The sequence below is a fragment of the Enhydrobacter aerosaccus genome (assembly GCF_900167455.1).
GTDB classification, from domain to species: Bacteria; Pseudomonadota; Alphaproteobacteria; order Reyranellales; family Reyranellaceae; genus Reyranella; species Reyranella aerosaccus.
Genome location: NZ_FUWJ01000007.1, coordinates 192,442 through 215,161 on the forward strand (window position 1 = coordinate 192,442; position 22,720 = coordinate 215,161).

Sequence of the window (22,720 nt, forward strand, 5' to 3'; positions counted from 1 at the left end):
GGCGTAGGCCTCGATCCGGCTCTTGTCGGGTTCGGGTAGGTGAGAAGCAAGAAAGCGGGCACGGCGTGCTAGCGCCTGCAAACCCTCTGGACTATCGCCATCTCCGCGTTCTTTGTTCATTGTCTTTGCTTCCTTCTCGGATGCGGCGCTGCGTCGCGCGGAAACTTGGCCGTGCGTCGGACGAGTGAGGTTACTCATCGCCACAGGCTTCCGTCGTCTGCCACCGTTTCCGCCCCGACCTCATCGCTCCGAAACTCGTCTGCGATGGGCGCAAAACGTCCGTAGCGCAGAGCCAAAGTTGGCAGCACCAGAAGGTTGAGCACCATCGACGTCAGGAGGCCACCGAGGATTACGATGGCCATCGGTCCTTCGATCTCCTGCCCGGGCGCATCACCGCCCAGCGCCAGAGGCAGCAGCCCGAGGCCAGTCACGAGCGATGTCATCAGAATCGGCGTCAGCCGATCCCCGGCGCCTTTGATGGCCGTCTCGAGGTTCCAGCTCATGCTCTCGACTTCGACCAGGTGTTCGTAGTGAGAGATGATCAGGATCGAATTGCGTATCGTGATCCCGAACACCGTAACGAACCCGACCATTGAGCCGAGTGTGAGGAAGCCGCCAGTTCCGAATACCGCCAGCACACCTCCCACCAGTGCGAACGGAAGATTGACCAGGATGAGCAGGAGGTTGCGCCTGCTGCGTGTGACGATGGACAGTAAGAGCACGATAGCGACGCCTGCGATGACGGAATTCAGGATAAGATCACGCTGCGCCTCTGCCTGTGCCTGGGCGCTGCCAGCGAACTGGATATAGATCCCGGCCGGCAGCTTGACGTGGGCGGCAAGCTGCTCTTTCGCCGCCTGAACGACATCGGAGGTCGCCCGACCGGCGACATTGAATGTTACGCTCGCCATCCGCTGCCCGCCCTGATGCGTGACCTGATAGCGCCCGCTCGCTTCGTAGATGTCGGCAATCTCCCGTAACGGCACGAGCGTGCCGTCGGGCGCCCGCAACGGCAGGTTTCCGATATCGGCGACGCTGCTGCGATTCGCGGCATTCAGGATCAGAATTACATCGAAGACCTGATTGCCCTGATATGTCTGTCCGACAGTGTCCCCGGCGTAAGCCGATCTCACGACATCCAGCACATCGACTGGATCGAAACCCCAGCGAACCAGCGCGTCCTTTTGAACGGCGATGGTGACTTGCGGCGACCCAGGGGGCGACTGAAGGGAAATTTCGGTGACGCCCGGAACGGTGCCGAGCACACGTGCGACCTCCTGCGCTTTTTGGTCGAGAATATCGAGGTCGTTGCCGATGATATTGACGGCAACCGTGGCCGTGTAGCCCGACAACGTCTCCTCGATTCGTTCGCTCAACAAGGTCTTCACTGCAAAGTTCACGCCGACGAACCTCGCCAGGGCCTGGCGAATCTCCGCTTGCGCCTTCTCCTGGTCATCCCCCGAAAGGCCGGGTTTCAGATCCACCTCGATTTCGCTGTAGTGGGTGCCCCAGGTATCCTCCGCCAGTTCAGCCCGGCCGACACGCTGTGCTACGGACCGCACCGTAGGTATCTTTCGAAGGGCCTCGGCCACGCGTTGCCCCATGGCCATGGTCTGCTCGATGGAAGTGCCGGGCACCGCCGAGCTATGGACCACGAAGTGACCTTCCTTCAGGTCCGGTATAAAGCTAGCGCCAAAGAGAGGCAGGGTGGCGCAGCCAACGATGGTAAAGGTTGCTGCAAGAGCGATCACCAGGCGCGGTCGGCTCGAAATGCGCTCAAGCAGCGCCTCGTAGCGCGCGCGCGACCAGCGCACGATCGGGGGAGCTTTGGTTTCGGTCCGGCGCGCCAGCAGGACCATACTCAGCGCAGGGACAAGTGTCAGCGCCACGGCAAGCGATGCCAAGACCGCGAAGCAGTAGCTGATGCCCAGGGGAGCGAAGAGCGCGCCCGACAGCCCGGATAGCAACAGGATCGGCGCGAACACAAGAAGGACCGCGAAGGTCGCGTAGACGACCGGATTGCGGACTTCAAAAGCAGCTTCCAGAACGACGCGCGCGACCGGCCTTGGATCTGCCCTTTGCCGGTTCTCGCGAAGCCGCCGCACGATATTCTCGAGGTCTATGACCGCGTCGTCGACCACGACGCCGACCGCTATCGCGAGACCGCCCAGAGTCATGGCGTTGAGGGTGAGGTTTAGCCTCTCGAGAACGATGATGCCCGCAATCAGCGATAGCGGTATCGCGGAGAGGGCGATGGCGGCCGTGCGCAGGTCGAACAGGAAGAGCGTCAGCACGATGACGACGAGCGCACCGCCGTAGTACAGCGACTCGCGGATGTTGCCCATCGCCGTGTCGATGAAGTCAGCGGGGCGGAAGAGCGTCGTATCCAGTTCGATCCCTTGTGCCTTGAGGCTCGGCGTCAGGTCCGCCAGAGCAGCTTCGAGCGCATGCGTCACCTCGAGCGTATTGGCGAGATACTGCTGTGAAATGAACAGTATGACGCCCGGCTTGCCGTTGATGGTGGCGCCGCCGATGGAAGGCTTGGACGCTTCGACGACGTTTGCGATGTCGCCGAGGGTCACCCGCGCTGCTCCCCGGCCGAGCAGGACGGTGCGGGCGAGCTGGTCGGGCGTGAGCGATTGGCCCTCGCTCTGGAAGAGGATGCGCTGATTGGCCGTGTCGATGAAGCCAGCGCCCCGCACCGCGGTCGCCTTTCGGGCCGCATTCAGGACATCGTTCATGCCAAGCTGATAGCGGATGAGCTGATCGGGGCGGACCTGGATCTGGAGGGAGTGTGTGTCGCTTCCGAACAGGGCGACTCTGGCCACTCCCGGAACCGCCAGCAGTCGAGGACGTAGCGTCCATTGTGCGACCGTCTTGAGCTCCATCAGCGAGCGCGAGTCGGAGGTCAGGCCGGCGACCAGCGCGAGTCCGCTCGACGAGGTCAAGGGCGTCATCGCTGGCGCTTTGACCCCTTGCGGAAGGTCCCGTGCAGCGACACTCAGGCGCTCGGCCACAACCTGTCGGTCGCGATAGATGTCGGTTGCGGGGTCGAAAAAGACGGTTATGACGGAAAGCCCTTGGATCGAGTTTGAAAGCAACTTCTGGATTCCCGGGACGCCGTTGATTTGCGTCTCGATCGGCGTAGTGACCAGCGTCTCCACCTGCTCGGGCGTGAGGCCTGGTGCTTCTGTCTGGATGCCAACCTGGGGAGGCGCGAACTCAGGGAAGACATCGTATTTGGCGCGGTGCAGGCTATAGGCACCATAGAGGAGCAGCAGGCAGGCGAGCGCTATGACCACGCCGCGAAAGCGGATGGAAAAGGCGATGATGGCGGCTTGCAAGCCGGACGGGTGCGACGAACCGGACGGAATCATGTCTAGTCGCCTCTAGTCGCCCAGGTCTCGGATCTGCGCACTGAACTCCTGCGACAGCAGCACCTGCGCCCCGCTCACGACGAGGGCCTGATTGGCCGAGAGTCCTTTCTCAGAAGTAGCCCGTGCGGAACCGCCTGTGATTGCAGGCACGACGTAGCCGCCACCCGGCTGTGGTAGCGAGGTGGATATCTCGCGTCGAGTGAAGCTGTTAGGCGAACTCTGGACATAGACCCATGCTCGTCCCTGCAGCCAGACCACAGCGGCGGCCGGGACGGCGATACCCGGCGCAGGCCGCCCCGCCGGAAGCAATGCAACGACGTTCATCCCCGGCAGCGCTCCGCTCGAGCCATCGGCGGTATAGAAGAAACTCACGCCCTGGATCCTCGGATCGGTGCGGGTTGCCGCGGAGGCGAAGTCGATGCTGACCCGCTGGCCCGTGCTGGTCTCGATCGACGCCGATGGCGGCGGCTGCGGCAGTGCCACGCCCAGCGGCAGCGTGACCTGCACTAGGACCTTGCGGTGCTGTATCAGATCCTGCGCGAGGTCCGTGCCATCGGTCAGGGACTGGCCAAGGACAGGCCCCCAAGCCTGATAAGCGCTGGCCGCCGCGTTCCGGGTCCGGATCTGCGCCGCCCCAACACTTGCCGCATCCGATTTATAGGCCGCTTCGGCTGCCTGAAGCTGTGCGATCGAGAAGTTCTGCCCATTCTTGTACAACAACTGCGCCCGCTCGAAGGCCGACTGCGACGCCGCAAGCCTGGCCTGGGCGATAGCGAGCTGGGCCTTGGCACTGGCGTTCGCATTGCTGAGTTCGGTGAACGGCTGCAAGTCCACCACGCTGCCATAGGCCTGGATATGCTTTTGATAAGCCGATGGGGTGGCCGGTTCTACCCGAATGTCGGCCTGCTGCTGCAAGTCAGGCCCCAGGGTGATGGTCGGTGGTCCAATCTTCGCCGACGATACCTCGACACTTGGTTTAACCGGCTGTTCGCTTCGAGCCTCTGTCGTCGCTTGACCGCGACCGCGGATGAAGCCCCAGGCGAGCAGAGCTGCGAGCCCCAGGGCGATGAGGACAGCAGCAACGACCCATGGCAACCCGCTGCCTGTGCTCGAACGCGGTTGGGTCATGGCGATCCCTTCGTGTGCTCGAGCTCGGCGGTCTGACCGGCCACCGATGGCCAATGGCCGGGGTCGAACAGCGGCTGCTGCAGGGCATCCTCCAGGTCGCCGATAGCCTGCCGTTGTCGCGCCACGGCATCGAGCCGCGCCAGCTCCGTAGCGGCGACGTCGAGCCGCGTCGTCACCAGTGCCACGCGATCGACTTGGCCGGCCTGGAACTGGCGCTCGATCATGGCCCCTCGGCGCTGATCGTCGGCAAGAAGCGCATCCCCTGTCGCGACACTGCGGGTTGCCGCCCGATAGGCCGCCGCCGCCTGGTCGATCTGGCCAATGATGTGCGCCTGGAGCGCATCCAAGCTCGCCGCCGCTTGCTGCCGGCGGCCAAGAGCTTGAGCGATCGGCCCCTGGTTCTGGTGGAAAATCGGCAGGGAATCTACGCCAAGGCCGAGCATGTATTTGTTGATGCCGAAATCGTAGTTGTAGCCTGGACTTACAATGACGTTCGGGAACTGGTTCGCGGTCTGGAGCTGAAGTGCTGATTGGGCGGCCTCGTATTGCTGGAGGCTGGCCTGGACGTCGGTTCGCTTCGTGAGCGCTTCCTGACGCAATTGACCCGTGTCGACGCTCGCCGGCAACGGCGGCGGATGGTTGAACGCGGCGAGCGAAAGGCCTGTGCCACCGAGCGCGCGCACTGGGATGCCGAGCGCGGTCGCAAGCTGCGCGCGGGCGACCGCTTCGGATTGCTCGAGACCGCGAATCGCAAGAGTGATCTGCGTCTTGCCCACGCGCGCGAGCATGACGTCTACTGAAGACGCTTCGCCAACGGCAAAGCGCTCTTCGAGCAATCCCAACAGCTCATCCTGCATGGCCAGTTGTCGGCGGCTCAAGACTAGGCGCTGCTGGGCGGCCCAAAGGTCGAGAAGGGCGGTCCGCACCCGGCCCCGCACCTGCCAACCGGCCGTGGCGAGATCCCAGCGCGCCGCATCGGCAAGATGCTGCGCTTGGGCAGTGCGTTTCTCGCGCTTGCCAAAGGTCTCGATAAGGAAATCGATAACCGGCCCGATGGTGATCGCTGCGACGCCGGCCGGTGGGGCGGCGGTGGCCACGGCCGCCGTACCGAAGACATTCGCGAGACTGAAGGGCGGATTCGGGTGCTGCCGGGCGGTGACGATGCCCGCTTGGGCGACGGCCAGCTTGGCATGAGCGATCTCGATGTCGGGATGGTAGTAGATGGCGGCCAGGGTGAGCGTCGAAAGGTTCCAGGATGGCGCGGGGTCCGCCTTGGACTCGCCACCGAGCTCGACAGCAATGAAATGGCGCAGGCGAGGGTTGTCTAGGCTGCGGTTCTCCAGCGATCTCGCATTCTCGGCCGGCGAGATCGGCGCCGGCTTATAGCTCGCGCAGCCCGGAAGAGACGCGCTTAGACAAGCGGCAATGGCAATGACGAGCGCACGGCGCATACGCGTCTGGACAGGTTCCGGTTGGACTTGGCGGGAACAACATAGGCGGCCAAGCTGAAGCGTCGCTGACGCCCCGATGACGAAATCGTAATGTGGGGCGGGCCTGCTCTTCTGAGTGTTACGCGGAAACGGGCAAGATCAATCTGACCTCCGTCCCGCGGCCGACCTTGCTGTCGATCTCGACATGGCCGCCGTGGCGCTGGGCGATGCTCTTCACCACGGCGAGGCCCAGCCCCACATTCTGCGCCGAGTTCCCTCGTGCAGGATCAGCCCTGTAGAAGCGCTCGAAGACGCGCGGCAAATGCTCCGGTGCGATGCCGCAGCCCGTGTCGCTGACGCTGACGGTGATTCCGCTTTGACAGGTCTTCGCGGCGAGCCGCACGTGGCCGCCCGCGGGCGTGTAGGTCATCGCATTGGCGACGAGATTGCCGACTGCTTGCTGGAACAGGGTGCGGTCGAGATCGGCGTGAACGCTGCCCGGCGCCGCGACTTCGAGATCGATGCCGGCCTCCGCGGCCGCAGCCTCATAGTAGGTCTCGATTTTGCGCAATTCCTCGCCGACATTGATCTTCTGCCGTTGCAGCCCGTCGCCTGCCGTATCGGATCGGGCGAGAAAGAGCAGCGTTCGAACCAGGTGCGAGAGACGGCCGCATTCTTCCTGGCATGATTCGAGGACAGCACGGTACTCCTCCGCAGAGCGTGACTTGCTTAGTCCCACCTCGATTTCGCCGCGGAGGTTGTTGATCGGCGTGCGCAGTTCGTGCGCGACATCGTCGGAAAATTGCGAGATATGCCGAAAGGACTGATCGAGGCGATCGAGCATGTCGTTGAACGCCGATGCCAGTTCCGAGAGTTCGGCAGGCAGGCCGCGCGTCTCTATTCGTTCGTGCAGGGTCGTCGCTCGGATACGCGCCGCCGCGCGTCCGATATTCTCGATCGGCCGCATGCCGGTTCGCGCAATGAGGTGACCGACGAAGGCGCACACGACAAGTGCCAGGCCAAGCACGAACCAGACGTGAGCCCGATAGCGAACGAGGAATTGCTCGTCGTGCCCGCGCTCCATCGCGATTTGCAAGTAACGGGGCGGTCCGGGCGATTTCTCGCCGTCCACGCGCGCCAGCAGACTGAGCAGCGGCTCGCCGGATCGCGAGAAACTCCGATGAGGGTTGCTTTGGATCGAGCCGAGCGTGGCAAGCTCTTCCTTCGTCGGCGGCGCCAGCTCCTCCTTCATGCCGGGGCTCTCCGTCAGCGGGTTGGCGTCGCTATCGAGGAGACGCAGGTAAATTGCGCTCCGAGGTGCAGACCGTGACTGAAGACGGAAGGCCAGTGCCGACTGCGACTCCGGTGACGAGCGAATCAGGAGTCGCGCATAGTCCAGATTGTCAGCAAGGTCGCTGACATCCTCGTTGTACATGGCCTTTACCAGCGACCAATAAAGAGCCGCAGTCGCCACAAGAACGACGGCGAACGTCGAAACTGCGTACCACAGGGTCAAGCGCAGCGCGATCGACATGGAACGGCGGCGGCCCGCCACGTCGGCAGCCTTGTCAGGTGCGTTGATCGAGGACATAGCCCATGCCGCGGATCGTATGGATGAGTTTTTTCTCAAACGGGTCGTCGATCTTGCCACGCAGCCGGCGCATATGGACTTCGACGACGTTCGAATCGCTGTCGAAATTGACGTCCCAGATCTGCTCGGCAATTAGAGTACGCGACAGCACCTCGCCGGTGCGGCGCAACAGCAGCGACAGCAGTTGAAATTCCTTGGGCGTAAGATCGAGCACGTGTCCCGCTCGCACCGCACGATGTCGGTGCAGGTCCAGCTCGAGATCGGCGATCTTGAGCAATGACGATTGCCGCGCCGGTCCGCGGCGCAGGATCGTCCTCACCCGTGCGAGGAGCTCAGCAAAGGCAAAGGGTTTGACGAGATAGTCGTCGGCGCCGAGTTCGAGACCCTTCACGCGGTCAAGCACCGAGTCGCGAGCTGTCAGAAAGAGCACGGGCGTGGTAATGCCCTGGTGACGCAGATCGCCCATCACCGACCATCCGTCGCGCACCGGAAGCATTACGTCGAGAACGATCACATCGTACCCGCCCGTTCGTACGAGATGAACCCCGTCCTCGCCGTTGACCGCCAGATCGACCACGAAACCGTTCTCCGTCAGTCCCTTCTTCAAGTAGCCGGCCGTCTTGGTGTCATCCTCTACGATCAAAATCTTCATGGCTCAATGATAGCATTCCCGCACGAGAATTCGAGCGGAGTGCCAGTTGTTGCGCCCGGGGTCACTCTCGAGGGTTAGCAGCATCAGACACATCTCCGCGGACGTCGGACGAAGAATGGTTGGGCAGGTGCGTCCATCGGAGCTTGAGGAGACTGCCTATGATACCGCGGGTTTCGGGCTCCGTCCGCCTGTTTGCGAAGGCTCCGCCTGCTCCAAGTGTGATGCCGGCCGCCTCGTTAAGTGCCGGACCGATCCGCCGTCGGCATACAAAAAAGTGCACACTACTTTATGAAAAGCGCAATTCCACTTTGAGGCCCGGGGCGTTGTCCGCGAGCGAGATTGCAATCCCGTGCATCTCGGCGACGGCGGCGACCAGAGAAAGGCCAAGTCCGCTACCACCGGTCGATCGGCTTCGTTCCAGCCGAAAGAAGCGTCGGAAAACCTTTTGCCGATCCTCTTCGGGAATGCCTGGGCCGTTGTCGGCAATAGTCCCCAATGGGCCGGATGGGCCTCTTTGCAGGGCGATGCTGATCTTCGTCCCCTCCGGCGTATGCCGGATGGCATTTTCGACAAGGTTGGCCATCATTTGCATGAGCAGATCCCGATCTCCCCGTGTTTCGATGCCGGGCTCGATTGCGGCACTCAGCGACCGCCCCTGCTCCTCGGCGACCGGCCCGTAGGTGTCGGCTATGGACTGGAACACGCTGGAGAGATCGACTGTCGTAAAGGCGCCCCTTCTCGCGCCCCCTTCGATTTCGGCGATGCGCAGCAGCGCCGAAAAGATCTTGAGGATCTCGTCGGCGTCGATAATGGCGTCTGCAACGGCGGTTTCGTAGTCCTCCATGCTGCGCGCTTCGAGGCGTGCCGCTTCGAGCTGCTGGCGGAGGCGGCTGAGCGGCGTTCGCAGGTCATGCGCAACGTCGCTCGATACCTGGCGCAGGCTCTCCATCAACATCTGGAGGCGATCCAGCATCTCGTTGAGATTGCGTGCCAGCTCGTCGAGCTCGTCCGATGTGCCACGAGTTGGCACGCGATCCGTCAAGCGCCCGCCGATGATGGCTCGAGTCGTTCGATTTATCGCGTCGACACGACGCAGAAAGCCGAGGCTGAGAACGGTCCCGCCGGCGGCACCGAGCAAGATCGTTGCCGCGAGGGCCCAGGCAAGCGCTTCCAGCATCGCCTCCTGGACCTCGACCATGCCATGAGTGTCTTCGGCCACGAGGACAAAAGCGCCATCCGGAAGCGACGCTCCCAGGGCCAGCAACCGATGCTCTCCGCTATCCCCTTCGAATTCGCCCTCCTGTTGCTGCGGCGGTAACTCTTTCCAGCCTGCATCGCGTGACACAGGCGGCAGATTCCCGGCTGCCTTTCGACCCGTCGAATCGAGCAGCAAATAGTACGTGGCCGGATGCAGGCCCGAGGAAAGTCGCTTTTCGATGGTGCGGGCGGTGTGCGCAACGCCGCCCGTTCGGTAGTCATCGACAAGCGTTCCAACCTCACCTTGCACGTTTGCCGCCAACTGACGGCGCAACGCATCGCCTGCCGTCCAGTAAATGATACCGAACAAGACGATGACCGAGACGGCGAACAAGGCCGCATAGAATGCGGCCAGCCTAAACCCGATCGTCCGAAGAATCCTAAGCGGGGGCACGGAGACAGTACCCGGCACCGCGGACAGTCTGAATGAGCTCGACGTCGAAGTCTCGATCGATCTTGCTGCGGAGCCGGCTGATATGCGTTTCAACGACACTGGTTTGGGGGTCGAAATGGAACTCCCACACATTCTCCAACAGCATGGTCCGGGTAACGACACGGCCCGCGTGGCGCATCAGATACTCCAGCAACTTGAACTCCTGGGGTTGCAGCTCGATCCGCCGACCGGCGCGGGCCACTATTCTTTTCACCACATCCATCTCGAGGTCGGAGACCCGAAGCTTCGTCTCATTGGCGGTAATTGGCGGTCGGCGGGCCAGGGCGTTGATGCGCGCGAGAAGCTCGGCGAACGCAAATGGCTTGACGAGGTAGTCGTCGCCGCCGGCTTCCAGGCCCTCTACTCGATCGTCGATTCCGCCCAAGGTGGTCAGGAACAGGACCGGAGTTCTTACTCCCGCGCCGCGGATCGTCTTGACGATGGCCAGTCCGTCCAGGCCGGGCAACATGCGGTCCACGATCATGACGTCATAGGCTTCGCCTGCCGCCAGCAGCAGACCGTCGCGGCCGTTCGCAGCTTGGTCGACGACATGTCCGTGCTGGCGCAGGCTCTTCACGATGTGCTGCGCAGTTCTCGCATCGTCCTCGATCAGCAGGATCTTCATTGCTCGGGCGTCAGTGGGCTCTTTCCGCTGCCCGCTGCGGGAAAAGGAGAATACAGGCAACAATGAACATGAGCAGCACGTCGGACGCCGCAAACCGGCTGAGATCCAGTCCGCCCATACTGTGAGGCTTGTCGAGGAAATCCCCCACCACAGCGCCAAGCGGCCTTGTCAAGATGAACGCGATCCAGAATAGAATGGTCCTGGAGATGCCGGTCCTGTAGTAGGCAGCGACGACGACCGCGAGCAGAGCGCTGAAGACCAGAGCCCCGCCCGTGTAGCCCAGGCCGGCCGTGTCGGCTGTCCAATCTCCAAGAGCCGTGCCCAAGGTCTGCGAAAACATGATGGTTACCCAGTAAAACATTTCCGCTTTGGGAGAGCTCACCGTGTTGACCGATATGGAGCCAAGCGTGCGGTACCAGATCAACAGGGACGCCATGAGAAGGGCAAACAGAATCGAGCTTCCACCGGCATAGCCGATGCCCAGGGACCGGTCGGCAAAGTCCGCCATCGTGGTTCCGACCGTCGTCGACGCAATGATCGTGATCCAGTAGAGGAAGGGGCGAAAGCGCCGGGCAGAGACCTGGGCCACTACGGCGGCAACGAACAAGGCGGCAAAGATTGCCGTGCCGACCAGATAGCCGAGGTTCATGGACATCGACACCGCGTCGCCGCCAGTCTCGCCCAGCGTGGTGGCGGCGATCTTGACGATCCAGAAGGTCAAGGTGACTTCCGGAACCTTGCTCAAGCTCCTTTCAATGGTGCTGTTCATTCTATTCCCTCATTCAACTGCAGGTGTCGGTCTCGGCGAGGCATGATCTATTGCCCTGACCCGCCCTCCAAGCCTTCGTGCGTCACAGTCATGTACACGATGATTGCGGCGATAATCGCCAGAAAGGCGAAACTCGTGACGACGGTTCCCAAACCCAGGCCGCCATTGGCGTGGGATTGTGCCAGAAGGTCCCCGAAGGAAGCTCCCATCGGGCGCGTCAGGATGTAGGCAAGCCAGAATGCCAGGATTCCGTTGGCCTTTCGCACGTAGTAGGCGAATGCGATGGCGCCGATGACAAGGCCATACATCAGCCCTGCCTGCAGATAGCCCAGCCCCAATCCTTCAGCGAGCAGGTCGCCGGCCGCGGTCCCGAGGGCGAACGTAAAGAGAATGGCGAGCCAGTAGAAGGCCTCGCGCCGTGTCGTATAGATGGTATGGATCGACAACGTCCGCTCGATCGCAAACCACACGATGAACGTTGCAGCCAGAGCAAGGCCGAACACAGTCGTGGTTGTCTCCAGGCTGACCCCTAGATTGTCCACCAAGTTGTCGCTGATCAGCGTCCCGACCACGCTGATGACGACGACGGTCAGCCAATAAACCGAAGGCAGGTACTTTCTCTGTGCAAACTGCAGCGCGAGGGAGACAACCAGGAAGCCGCTCATGAGCCACGAAGTCATCGGAAGGCCGAAGCCGAGATGGCCCGCCAGGAAGTCGGCAGCGGTCTCGCCTACGGTGACGGCCATGAGCTTGATCAGCCAGAAGTCGGCGGTGACTCTCGGCACCCTGTTGTAGATGACGGCGGGCACAGTGACCTGCTGACAATCGGAGCTTGGTGAAGTCATGAAAGTATCTCCCTGAGAACTTTCGGTGGTTTCGGCGTCCACTACCGACGACGACGTCGCCAGAGCATCGCGACAGCGATCAAGAGCGGCAATCCGAGGGCCACGGGCAGAACGCGCTGCGACTCGACGACCGGCTTTTGCCGGACCGTGAAGTCTGCAAAGGGGCTGACAACCAGCCCCGCGCTGCCGCGACTGACGGCACTCACCACCACGCGGTATGTGCCGGCCTGGATCAACCGCATTGGCCAGTCGGTCTCGAGGATCTGGCCGGGAGCAAGCGAAGCAGCAGTGACGGCTTTGTGGGCGCTCCAGTCCTCCAAATCGACGGGCTGCTCCTTGCCCTTGTCGAGCTGGACGAGACTGATCCAGGCAATGAGCCCATGGACGGCCGCCGTGCCATCGTTGCGGATCGTCGTACGGAACGAAAGTCTGTCACCCATTTGCGGGGATGCCGCGTTCGCAGCGGCCGGCCGAAGATCGACAGACAAAGTCTCGGCCGAGGAAGGGTTCGCCACGAGAGCAAGGCCCAGGGCGAACAGCAGGCCGACAAGCTTCATGTTCGGCTCCTCAACGGGCGACCCGACGGAAGCCGGAGCGCGCCAGCCACAAGGCGAGCACCAGCCAGGCGGCCGCAAGGAGGGCATGGGGCCATTGGCCGAGAACTGGCTGCGAGTCGATGATCACCCCGTCGTAGGCATTGACCGCCGCCGAGATCGGGTTGATGACATCGAACGCACGCCCGATCGCGGACTGGCGAAGGCTCGGACCGAGCAGAAGGGGGCTGGCGGAGATCATGAGCCCGATCAGACCGGTGAGCAGGGCCGTACGCGCGGTTGCGAGCCTGGCGCCAAGAGCCATGCCGAAGAAGCCGAAGCCCAGCACCACCGGCGAGCCCAATACCGCGAGAATGGTCACGGCCTCCCGCAAATTCTGTCCGGTGCTACCGACCGCCCATAGATACGGCAGGGCAAGGGCGTACATGACGGCCCAGGCGACCGCGATTCCTCCCAGCTTTCCTGAAAGGATCGCGTCCCGCGATGCCGGCGTCAGCAGAAGCGCGACGAGGCTGCCCCGTTCGCGCTCGCCGGCCACGGCATCGAGGCCGACGACAAGGGCAAGAAGGCCGCCCAGCGCGGTGACGATGGCGACCATGTCGTAAACCACCTGCGCATTGTCCAAGAGGCTCAGTTCGGTGTTGCTCACGAGCAACAGGCCGAACACGGACAACGCAACCGCAACAGCCATCAGCCAGGAGAGGCCGCGTAGACTGAGCAGCAATTCGCCGGCTTCCTTGCGGGCGATCAGGCGCGCCGCGCTCATGCCGCCCTCCGTTCCGTCAATGCGAGATAGAGCTCGTCGAGTCCCCCACTCTCGCGGCGGATCTCGGCGATCGGCCAGCCACGGAACAGGAGTTCGCGCCAAGCGGCATCCGGCGTCACTTCGGGATCGAGGTCGACGATCCACCATTCGCCCTCATGGGCCACCACTGACACGTGTCGGATTTCGGTCGGCATCGTGGCCGGTTGGCCGATCAGGCGGAGACGGAACCGGGCCAGCCGGCGCTCACTGCGAACCAGATCGGCGATGACCCCTTCCGCCACCGTCCGGCCCTCGGCGATGATCCCGACGCGCCGGCAGAGCCGGTCTACGTCGTCCAGCAGGTGTGTACAGAGAAGGATCCCGACGCCCCGGCCAGCCAACTCAATCAGAAGATCATGGATGTCGCGACGTCCCCGGGGATCGAGGCCGTTCGTGGGCTCATCGAGCACGAGCAGCTTGGGCTCCGCGACGAGCGCGCGTGCGAGGCTCAGGCGCTGACGCATGCCACGGGAATAGGTACCGATCGCCTGTCCCGGCCGTGGCTCCAGGCCGACGGCGGCAATCTGCTCCCGCATCTTGTTCGGCCCGTCGTCACGCCGATGGAGCTGCGCAAAGAAGGCGAGATACTCTTCAGCCGTCATCCAGTCGTAGAAGCCGTTCTGTTCCGGAACGACACCGATCCCGCCGTAGATCTCGGGACCAGCCATCCAGGGGTCCTTGCCGAAGACGCGAACCCGTCCGCCGTCGGGTTTGAGGAGACCCAATGCCGCCGCGATCGTCGTGCTCTTGCCGGCCCCGTTCGGGCCCAACAGCCCGTAGATCTCCCCCTCACCGAGTGCCAGTCGCACGTCGTGCAGGATGGGAACCCCGCCGATCGACAAACGTAGCCCGTCGATTTCTATCAGCATGGCAATATCCGAATCGATTTGAGAGCGAGGGGCGCCGGCGTAGGCCGGCACCCTAGCGACGATCAGTCCTCGTGTTCGCCGTGTTCGCCGTCTTCTCCAACGGCCGCCTTCGTGATCTTGCCGGTCGTGCTATCGACGGTGAGGTGGTGCACAATGCTGTCTTTGGCGACCGCGACCTTGTAGAGAATCGTGCCGTTTTCGTCATCGAAGCTCGCTTCGATGGCCTTGCCGCCCACATGCTGCTCGGCCGCGGCAATGGCTGCCGGGAGTGTCGTGGGCGCCGCCGCCAGCCTGGCAAGCTCGTCCTTGTCGTCGCGATCCAGGAGCTTGGTGATCGGGCCCTCGTTATCGACCCGCACCACTTGTCCGGACACGAGGTCGACAAAGACGTTTGCCACCTTGTCGGGTGTCATTGTCTTGATCTCGTAGAGATAGACGCCGTTCTCTTTCTCGACATCGATGCGCACAGCCCGCCCGCCCGTCTTCTGCTCCGCGGTGGCGATGGCCTGACTTGGCGCGGTCTTGGCGCCGAGCACCACGCCAACTTCCTTGTTGTCTTCGTGCTCGCCGGTTTCAGCAAAAGCGGTACCGGCGGCCCCAAGGGCAATGACAGTGGCCATCGCGGCCATGGTCAATTTTGAACGATACATTGCTTGTCTCCAGTTCCTTACGTTGGCCAGCAAGGTTGCTGACGGTTGGACAGATACTTGGAGACTGAGCCTTGGGTCGCCATTGCCCGGACCTTACCGATTCGTAAGGTTACTCTTGGGCGATTCGAGCCTAATGTCGCAGAGGCCCTCACGGACGCAGCAGCCAGAGAACCAAGTCCTAAATGGATCTGATCGCCGTCTTCGTTGCCCAATACCTGTTTATCGGACCGATCATTGTCCTTGGTTGGTATTTCCTGCGGCAGCCGTGGGATACAAGAAAGAGGATGGCGCTGCTAGCCTTTCCCTCGCTGGCTCTCACGTACGGAATCGGTGTGATCGCCATCTCTATATCGACCCTCGGCCCTTCGTCGTAGACCACTTCACGCCTTTAATCGCACACACGCCGGACAATGGCTTTCCCTCGGATCACACCCTATTGCTATCGGCGCTCGCTGCCCTCGCGAGTTGTTGGAATGGGCGCCTGAGCCTCTTGCTGTGGTTTATCGCCCTGCTGGTCGGTGCCGCCCGCGTGTATGTCGGTCTACATCACCCGGTCGACATTCTGGGAAGCATCCTGATCGCTATTGGTACGGTCGCATTGGTCCTGCTCGTTATTCGCGAGGTCCGAGCCAGGCCATGAAGAGTAGTAAATATGAAAACGCGCGGCGGTTCTTACGAGTATGTGGACTTGTGTGACCTGCCGGCGTGCCTTCAACTACCGCAACGAGAGCCGGCCATGCCTGCCAGAAACGACGCGTCTTTCGTACGTTGCCGGCTATGCGACAGGCAAATTAGCCTTGCCTCGGCCGCTGACGAATCAGCGGACGAATTGCCTGACCGGTTTGTCGCGCGTTGCCCACACTGTCGCTCGCTAGCGCTGTATCTGAAGACCGACGTACTCAAGATTGTTGTCAATCCGGGAAGGCCGGACACTTAGGAGCTCCAGCTCGCGTCGACTGCTACGAAATTGTCGATCTCGCGTCAGCGACGGGGAGAAGGTTTGAAGATTTTCGCGAACGATTCACAGCCCGCTGCCCTCGGTGACAATCCTCGGGATTGTTCGCGAGGAGTGATATCAAGGAGTGCGATGAATCATCGGACCCTTGATGCTTTTTCCTCCGTTTGGGAGCGCTCGGAGAGGTTCGCATCCCAGGTAGTGCTTTGATCCAAATCAATGCAGACTTTGGAGGCGCTTCTGACACTTATGCATGCGCAATTTCATCTTTCGCTGCCCCGTAACTAAGTTGAATGTTCAAGGATCGATCGGTGACGAAGAAGCAAAAGGCAAGGAGTTCGTTTTGCAAACCTGCCTCGCATGTGGACGCGTACATCTCGTTGACCCGGCGAGCGGGCGCCTCAAGTTGGAAGACCTTCGGCCGCGCGAGGACAGATGACGCAATCATGCATCAATCTCAGTGTTGAGTACCGACACACAAACTATTCTACTCCATGTCGGACCGTCTCTCCTCCACCCGGGACCCCCGTTTGTCGTCTGCCCATGCGAGGCTGATGCGCTCAAACCGTACCGCCCGTGGCGCCAGAAGGCCACAACGGCGCGCCCGTCTTGGTTGTCCAACCCTCCAATCGCACGCCGGAGGCCTCGTTTCTTCAGTACGTCGTTATCGCAGGAGCATTTTGGGGGCGGCTTCGGTATTGAGGCAGGCGAAGACGATCACCATCGTCCAGAACAGGAGCGACGCGCCGCCGGCCAGTCGGGCATGACGCCCAATCGTCTCTGCCGCGAGAGCCGATTTGAAGTTGCCAAGATGGAACAGCCCGGCATTGGCCATACCGAGCACGATCAGAATGAGCTTCGGCGTGAAATAGGCGTGGCTGCCAACTTTGACGGGTTCGTACAGGAAAAGACCCACCCCCGTGATGACCGCGGCAACGAAAAGGCCACGAAGGATCGGAAGCGTGCGCTCAGCAAGCGCTCGCAGCGGGAGGGCGTCGTTCCAACCCATCAATCGGAGATCGAGCAGCCCAATGGCGCCATAAAAGCCCGACACCGTGACGATGTGCGCCATGCGGACGAGGTGGTGAACGGGCTGCAGGACGAAGTGAAACGGGCGCCAGTCGAAAGCGACGAGCACGCTGGTCGGGATGCGCAATACCTCCAGCGCGTGCGGAGCGGTGGTCATGGCGAACGGGCTCGACTTGGAGGAGCAAACGGCGGGATCATGCGGGGCTTGTTATTGCGAGCGGTTATCATTATCAAGTTGATAGTTACCAGCATCGCAGGCGATCGTCACCAATGCTCATGCAAGCTCGTCGATCAGTCGGATTTGCCTGTTTTTTCATGGGGTTGGCGACGCTGCCGGCGCTGGCCGCCGACCCCATCGTGCTGGTCCTCAAGGGCAATCGCTTCGCGCCGAATGCGGTGACGGCACCGGCAGGCACGAAGGTGCGGCTCGAGGTCAGAAACGAGGATGCAACGCCGGCCGAATTCGAAAGCCATGATCTTCGTGTGGAGAAGATCATCGCGCCGGGCGGCCGGATCACGGTGCTGGTCGGGCCGCTGAAGCCGGGGACCTACAAGTTTTTCGACGACTACCACCCGGACACGGCAAACGGCACACTGACCGCCATACCGACGGGGCAGTAGGAGATGCTTGCTTCGCTGCTCATCGTTTTTCGCGAGGTCCTGGAAGCGGGATTGATCGTCGGCATCGTGCTGGCGGCGACCCAGGGCGTTGCCGGACGCGCTGTTTGGATCGCCGGAGGCATCGCTGCAGGAGTATTGGGCGCAACCGTACTTGCCGTCTTCGCGGGCACCTTGTCCGACGCCTTCGGCGGCAACGGTCAGGAAATCTTCAATGCCAGCATCTTGGCCGCGGCGGTGGTGATGCTCGGTTGGCACAACATCTGGATGGCCAGTCATGGCCGCGAGATGGCGCAACAGATCAAGGCCGTCGGTGTTGAGGTCTCTGCCGGCAATCGGCCGCTGTTTGCCGTGGCCTTCGTGGTTACCGCAGCCGTCCTGCGCGAGGGAGCGGAGATCGTGCTGTTCCTCTACGGCATCGCCGCCTCGGGCGGCGGTGGCTGGCCGATGTTGCTGCTTGGCGGCGCGCTGGGCATTGCGGGCGGCGGCGCGGTGTCCTGGCTGCTGTATCGCGGGCTGCTGGCTATACCAATCGGCCGGTTGTTTCAGGTAACGAGTTGGCTGATCGCGCTGCTTGCCGCGGGCATGGCAAGCCAATCCGTGGCCCTGCTGGCGAAGGCCGACATCGTCCCCAGCTGGGGCTTCGAGATCTGGGATACGTCATGGCTGCTCGATGAAAGCAGCATCGTCGGACGGGCAATGCGGGCTTTGGTCGGCTACTCGGACCGACCCATGGGCATCCAGCTTGTCGCCTATCTCGCCACCTTGGGCGCGCTTGTGATCGGTGCGCGACTCGTCAATGCTTCGTCGGCCCGAAACACGCCGAACGTATCCCCCGTTGCCGAATGAGACTGGAGACATCGAATGCGACGCTTGGCTCTGATCGCGGCTGTCGCCACTGCTGTCGCGTCCTGGGCAAATCTTGGGTGGGCGCGGGAGTATTATGTCGGCGGTCCGGTGCAGAAATTCGACATGGAAATCGTCGCCAACTATCTCGTGGGTATCGAGATGGCGCCGATGACGGCCGGCATGGTGCATGGACCTGACGTCATCCACCTGGAAGCCGACGTTCACGCCACGGCCGACAACGGCAATGGCTATCCCGATGGCGCCTGGGTCGGTTACCTCACGATAGAGTACGTGCTCGAGAAGGAAGGGACCTCCTGGAAGGCGTCCGGCATGCTCAAACCGATGATCGCCAAGGACGGTCCGCACTATGCCGACAATGTGCGGATGGACGGACCGGGAACCTACATGGTCACGTATCGGTTCACGCCGCCCGAGGCGAACGGGTTCCTGAGGCACGTCGACAAGGAAACCGGCGTGCCGGCCTGGTGGAAACCGTTTACCGAGATATTCACCTTCGCCTACCCGCAAAAGTAGTCGGCGCACTTCAATGCGCCGAGCATATGCGTTCGATCTTCATGCTGAGCACGACGGCGCCCAAGATCACAGCGCCGTAACGACATAAGACTTGCAGTCGGCAAACCAATCCCCATGCTGAGTCGCAGGTTCTAAAAGGGCGATGTCGGCCAACCGGTCGGATCAATCTGCCGCGAGCCCTTCGCGTTGCCTTCGCCTTCGCTACGTCGCACGACGGACCAAGAACCCTTGTCGTTGGCATGCAGGCCTGGTCAGCGAGAGTGAGAGGGCCGCGCCGAGTTCCATGACGGATTTGGAGGTCGAGAGAGGGTTTCTCGGCCGTCCGTTACGGAGTGACCGACATGGCCAAGACTGTACAGAAGATCACGCTCAGCGCCTCGCGCGACATTCCCTTCAACAAGCTCCTTCTCAGCCAGTCGAACGTCCGGCGTGTGAAGACCGGTCTCTCGATCGAGGAGTTGGCCGAGGACATCGCCCGACGCGGGCTCCTACAAAGCCTCAACGTCCGGCCGGTACTCGACTCCCAGGGAAAGGAGACCGGCACGTTCGAGGTGCCGGCGGGCGGGCGTCGTTTCAAGGCGCTGGCACGTCTCGTCGAACAGAAGCGTCTCGCTAAGACAGCGCCCGTTCCTTGCATCGTTCGTGACGCCGCTACCGACATCCTCGCCGAGGACGATTCGCTCGCCGAGAACGTCCAGCGCGTTCCACTGCATCCGCTTGATCAGTTCCGCGCCTTCCAAGCCTTGCGCGAGAAGGGCCGTTCAGAGGAGGACATTGCCGCCGCTTTCTTCGTTACCGTCAACGTCGTGAGGCAGCGCCTGCGGCTGGCCTCCGTTTCGCCAAAGCTGCTCGACCTCTACGCCGAAGACGGCCTGTCGCTCGAGCAGCTCATGGCCTTCGCCGTGACCAGCGACCAGACACGGCAGGAACAGGTATGGGAGGCGGTGCAGGACTCGTACAACCAGGATCCCTACCAGATCCGCCGCATGCTGACGGAGCGTGCAGTACGGGCCTCCGACAAACGCGTGCGCTTCGTCGGCGTCGACGCCTACGAGGCGGCGGGCGGCGTCGTTGTCCGCGACCTGTTCGAGCAGGACCACGGCGGCTGGCTGGAGGACTTGGGCCTGCTCGACGGCTTGGTCGCCGAGAAGCTGAAGGCCGACGCCCACGCCATCGCGGACGAGGGCTGGAAGTGGATCGAGGTCGCCGTCGACTTCCCCTACGACCACACGCACCGCCTGCGCAAGCTCAAGGGCGTGCAAGCCGACCTCTCGGCCGACGAGCAGGCCACCATCGACGCCCTGAATGCCGAGTACGCCCGGCTCGAGGCCGAATACCAAAACGCCGACGAATTGCCGGACGAAGTAGACCAGCGGCTGGGCGAGATCGAGACGGAGCTGGCCGCCTTCGACGATCGGCCAGTGACCTACGATCCCCTCGAGATCGCCCGAGCCGGTGCCTTCATCAGTATCGACAGTGAGGGCCGACTTTCGCTCGACCGCGGCTACGTTCGGCCCGAGGACGAGTATCGAAGGGACGCCGACGGGCAGGAAACGGAACATGCAGACTCCGGCGCGTCATCTGCCCAATCGCCGTGCACGACGGTCGATCAGGGCACGGTCATCACCTTTGGATACCAGTCGGACGTCGAAGCCGAGGATGACGAAGCCATCCGACCGTTGCCGGAGCGCCTCTTGATGGAGCTGACGGCGCACCGCACGCTCGCGCTGCGCAACGCCGTTGCCAACGATCCGCACGTCGCCCTGACGGCGCTCCTGCACAAGCTGTGTCTGGATGCCTTCCAGCACAGCACGTCTCCCGCCTGTCTCGAGGCCTCGGTCGGCCATGTCTTCTTCGCCGTCCAGGCCTCCGACCTCGGGGACGCCGAGGCGGCGAAGGCTGTGGCGGAGCGGCACGAAGCGTGGAAGGCGGAGCTGCCGACAGAGGAGGTCGTCCTTTGGGACTGGCTTGCGGCGCTCGACGACGGTCGGCGAGCTCAACTCCTGGCCCATTGCGTGTCGTTCGGCGTCAATGCTCTCTACGAACGGCCGGGCCGCTATGGTGCGGGTCCCAGCGAGCACGGCTTGCGCTGTCGCCTAGTGCAAGCTGACCGATTGGCTGCGGCCGTCGGCCTCGACATGGTCGCCGCTGGCTGGCAACCGACCGTCGAGAACTACCTCGGCCGCGTGACCAAACCCCGCATCCTCGAAGCGGTGCGCGAGGCGAGGGGCGAGCAGGCGGCTCAGCTCATCGATCATCTCAAGAAAGGCGACATGGCGAAGGAGGCCGAGCGGTTGCTCGATGGCTCCGGGTGGCTGCCTGAGCCGCTGCGAGTCGCCACCGCCGCACCGGAGGCCGACGAGCCATCCGCACGGGGCGAGGCGTTGCCGGAGTTCCTGACTGGCGACGACGCCACGGCCGATACGTCAGAGGAGCGACCTCAGCAAGCAGCTGAATAACGATCACGCCAGGACGGCATCCCCCATCCCTGGTTCTTCATCGACCACGCCTTGGCGCCCGGCCGTGTGCCGGGCGCCTTTGTTTGACGGCAGTGACTGCCGCCACGAGAGGGAGAGGCCTGCCGGGAAGGGAGTGAGCCGGTTCAGGTCGAGAGAGAGCGCCGACCGGTTTGTCCGTTCCCGGCTCTCCCGAGGTCTTCCCCATGACTGCTGTCGTCACCACAGCGGCCGCTTGCGCGGCCGCATCCGTTCGAGTCGCCCCTGCGCTCGATCCCGCCAAGTGCGTCGCCGAGGCCGCGCAGCATCCTCGTCCCGGTCGCCATCGCCAACGCGGCCGGCGCATCGACGCCGGCGTACTGCGCGCCGTCATGGAAGACGCTTATCGTCACAGCGATACGGAAGGCGGGCGCGCCCCTTCATCCACGACAGAATCCACACCAGCGAAGGCGCGCGTCCGCGGTGGCCAAAGTTGTTTCCAGGACGGCAGCGCTGTTGCCCTGCCGACGGAAGAGATCCCAGACCAGAACCTGCTCGCGGGATTGTTGGCTTCGTCGCAAGGTACGGCGTACGCATCTGCCCTCTTGCGGCACTTTCCCAGCATTGGGCATGTGATCTCGGCTGAAGCGTCACAGCTTCGCGCATTCGGTCTAAGCGGTCGCGATATTGCCCTCTTGCGCCTTGTCCACGAAATCGCGTGCCGCATGGCCAGAGCCGAAGTGCGCAGCCGTCCCGTCCTCAGTAATTGGCAGGCGCTGCTCGCCTACTTGCAGACGGCAATGGCGTATCAGCAGATCGAACAATTTCGAATTCTATTTCTTGATCGCAAGAACACTGTCATCGCCGACGAGGTGCAGCAGCGCGGCACGGTCAGTCACACGCCTGTTTACCCGCGGGAGGTGATGAAGCGTGCCTTGATCCTCAACGCCTCGGCTCTCATCGTCGTGCACAATCATCCGTCGGGCGATCCCAAGCCGTCCCGGGAAGATATCGAGACGACGCGTCAATTGAAGGCAGCAGCGGACGCTCTGGAGATTGAACTGCACGACCATGTCGTGATCGGTCACGGCAAGCACGCGTCGTTCAAGTCTCTTGGATTGCTTTGATGTAGGCGCGTGCCGCTTCGAGCGGCCCGGCCGCTACGGCGCAGCTTTGTGGCCGGCACTTCTTGTTTAGGGGCGGTGATCGCGACGTGATGAGAGGGAGAGGCCTGCCGGGACGGGAGTGAGCCGCTCGGGTCGAAGAGAGAGCGCCCATCGGCTCGCCCTGTTCCTGCTCTCCCGAGGTCTCCTCC

The 22,720-nt window shown here is 62.6% G+C and carries 21 protein-coding genes; 7 read left to right on the forward strand and 14 right to left on the reverse strand.

Features of this window, described 5'->3' with window-relative positions:
* Positions 1–194 precede the first annotated feature (194 nt).
* The 13 genes from B5D62_RS22560 to B5D62_RS22620 form a co-directional block, all read right to left on the reverse strand.
* The gene (locus tag B5D62_RS22560; protein ID WP_085936195.1) at positions 195–3,377 is read right to left on the reverse strand and encodes an efflux RND transporter permease subunit; all 3,183 of its coding nucleotides are present in this window, start codon (positions 3,375–3,377) and stop codon (positions 195–197) included.
* A gap of 12 nt (positions 3,378–3,389) precedes the next feature.
* On the reverse strand, positions 3,390–4,505 hold the full coding sequence (locus B5D62_RS22565) for an efflux RND transporter periplasmic adaptor subunit (protein WP_085936196.1): 1,116 nt from the start codon (positions 4,503–4,505) through the stop codon (positions 3,390–3,392).
* Positions 4,502–5,956, reverse strand: a complete 1,455-nt coding sequence (locus B5D62_RS22570; RefSeq protein WP_085936197.1) for a TolC family protein — start codon at positions 5,954–5,956, stop codon at positions 4,502–4,504. The genes B5D62_RS22565 and B5D62_RS22570 overlap by 4 nt, the downstream gene beginning before the upstream one ends.
* A 118-nt stretch (positions 5,957–6,074) precedes the next feature.
* Positions 6,075–7,526 (reverse strand): heavy metal sensor histidine kinase, encoded by a 1,452-nt coding sequence (locus B5D62_RS22575; RefSeq protein WP_085936198.1) that lies wholly within the window; start codon positions 7,524–7,526, stop codon positions 6,075–6,077.
* Complete coding sequence (locus B5D62_RS22580) at positions 7,504–8,178, reverse strand: heavy metal response regulator transcription factor (RefSeq protein WP_085936199.1); 675 nt, start codon at positions 8,176–8,178, stop codon at positions 7,504–7,506. The genes B5D62_RS22575 and B5D62_RS22580 overlap by 23 nt, the downstream gene beginning before the upstream one ends.
* 286 nt (positions 8,179–8,464) lie before the next feature.
* Positions 8,465–9,769 carry a sensor histidine kinase gene (locus B5D62_RS22585; RefSeq protein WP_218191221.1) on the reverse strand — a complete coding sequence of 435 codons (1,305 nt, stop codon included), beginning with the start codon at positions 9,767–9,769 and terminating at the stop codon, positions 8,465–8,467.
* Between the two features lie 46 nt (positions 9,770–9,815).
* Complete coding sequence (locus tag B5D62_RS22590) at positions 9,816–10,493, reverse strand: winged helix-turn-helix domain-containing protein (protein ID WP_085936201.1); 678 nt, start codon at positions 10,491–10,493, stop codon at positions 9,816–9,818.
* A gap of 10 nt (positions 10,494–10,503) precedes the next feature.
* On the reverse strand, positions 10,504–11,262 hold the full coding sequence (locus tag B5D62_RS22595) for a COG4705 family protein (RefSeq protein WP_085936202.1): 759 nt from the start codon (positions 11,260–11,262) through the stop codon (positions 10,504–10,506).
* Between the two features lie 47 nt (positions 11,263–11,309).
* Positions 11,310–12,107, reverse strand: a complete 798-nt coding sequence (locus tag B5D62_RS22600; protein WP_085936203.1) for a COG4705 family protein — start codon at positions 12,105–12,107, stop codon at positions 11,310–11,312.
* A gap of 41 nt (positions 12,108–12,148) precedes the next feature.
* Positions 12,149–12,664 (reverse strand): hypothetical protein, encoded by a 516-nt coding sequence (locus tag B5D62_RS22605; protein ID WP_085936204.1) that lies wholly within the window; start codon positions 12,662–12,664, stop codon positions 12,149–12,151.
* A 10-nt stretch (positions 12,665–12,674) separates the two neighbouring features.
* Complete coding sequence (locus tag B5D62_RS22610; protein WP_085936205.1) at positions 12,675–13,427, reverse strand: ABC transporter permease; 753 nt, start codon at positions 13,425–13,427, stop codon at positions 12,675–12,677.
* A complete protein-coding gene (locus B5D62_RS22615; protein WP_218191227.1) occupies positions 13,424–14,386 on the reverse strand; it encodes an ABC transporter ATP-binding protein in 963 nt (320 codons plus the stop codon). Before B5D62_RS22615 ends, B5D62_RS22610 begins: the two co-directional genes overlap by 4 nt.
* Before the next feature lie 11 nt (positions 14,387–14,397).
* Entirely contained in the window at positions 14,398–14,964 is a 567-nt protein-coding gene (locus B5D62_RS22620; RefSeq protein WP_170921077.1) for a PepSY domain-containing protein, read from the reverse strand.
* A 203-nt stretch (positions 14,965–15,167) separates the two neighbouring features.
* Between B5D62_RS22620 and B5D62_RS34050 the strand changes: the two genes are divergently transcribed.
* Both B5D62_RS34050 and B5D62_RS34395 read left to right on the forward strand, forming a co-directional pair.
* On the forward strand, positions 15,168–15,359 hold the full coding sequence (locus B5D62_RS34050; protein ID WP_231714900.1) for a hypothetical protein: 192 nt from the start codon (positions 15,168–15,170) through the stop codon (positions 15,357–15,359).
* A gap of 17 nt (positions 15,360–15,376) precedes the next feature.
* Positions 15,377–15,625, forward strand: coding sequence for a phosphatase PAP2 family protein (locus tag B5D62_RS34395; RefSeq protein ID WP_419188808.1), 249 nt, complete (start codon positions 15,377–15,379; stop codon positions 15,623–15,625).
* Positions 15,626–16,604: 979 nt separating this feature from the next.
* Here the strand turns inward: B5D62_RS34395 and B5D62_RS22630 are convergent.
* Positions 16,605–17,126: a hypothetical protein gene (locus B5D62_RS22630; RefSeq protein WP_085936208.1), complete on the reverse strand. Its 522-nt coding sequence runs from the start codon at positions 17,124–17,126 to the stop codon at positions 16,605–16,607.
* A gap of 158 nt (positions 17,127–17,284) precedes the next feature.
* Here B5D62_RS22630 and B5D62_RS22635 point away from each other — a divergent pair, with 158 nt between their 5' ends.
* The 5 genes from B5D62_RS22635 to radC all read left to right on the forward strand — a co-directional run bounded on the left by B5D62_RS22635 (position 17,285) and on the right by radC (position 22,532).
* Positions 17,285–17,590, forward strand: coding sequence for a cupredoxin domain-containing protein (locus B5D62_RS22635; protein WP_231714901.1), 306 nt, complete (start codon positions 17,285–17,287; stop codon positions 17,588–17,590).
* A gap of 3 nt (positions 17,591–17,593) precedes the next feature.
* Positions 17,594–18,436, forward strand: a complete 843-nt coding sequence (locus tag B5D62_RS22640; RefSeq protein WP_085936209.1) for an FTR1 family iron permease — start codon at positions 17,594–17,596, stop codon at positions 18,434–18,436.
* Between the two features lie 15 nt (positions 18,437–18,451).
* The gene (locus B5D62_RS22645) at positions 18,452–18,970 is read left to right on the forward strand and encodes an iron transporter (protein ID WP_085936210.1); all 519 of its coding nucleotides are present in this window, start codon (positions 18,452–18,454) and stop codon (positions 18,968–18,970) included.
* Between the two features lie 341 nt (positions 18,971–19,311).
* Positions 19,312–21,429 (forward strand): ParB/RepB/Spo0J family partition protein, encoded by a 2,118-nt coding sequence (locus B5D62_RS22650; RefSeq protein ID WP_085936264.1) that lies wholly within the window; start codon positions 19,312–19,314, stop codon positions 21,427–21,429.
* Between the two features lie 203 nt (positions 21,430–21,632).
* Positions 21,633–22,532, forward strand: a complete 900-nt coding sequence (gene radC, locus B5D62_RS22655) for a RadC family protein (RefSeq protein WP_231714902.1) — start codon at positions 21,633–21,635, stop codon at positions 22,530–22,532.
* Positions 22,533–22,720: the final 188 nt, after the last annotated feature.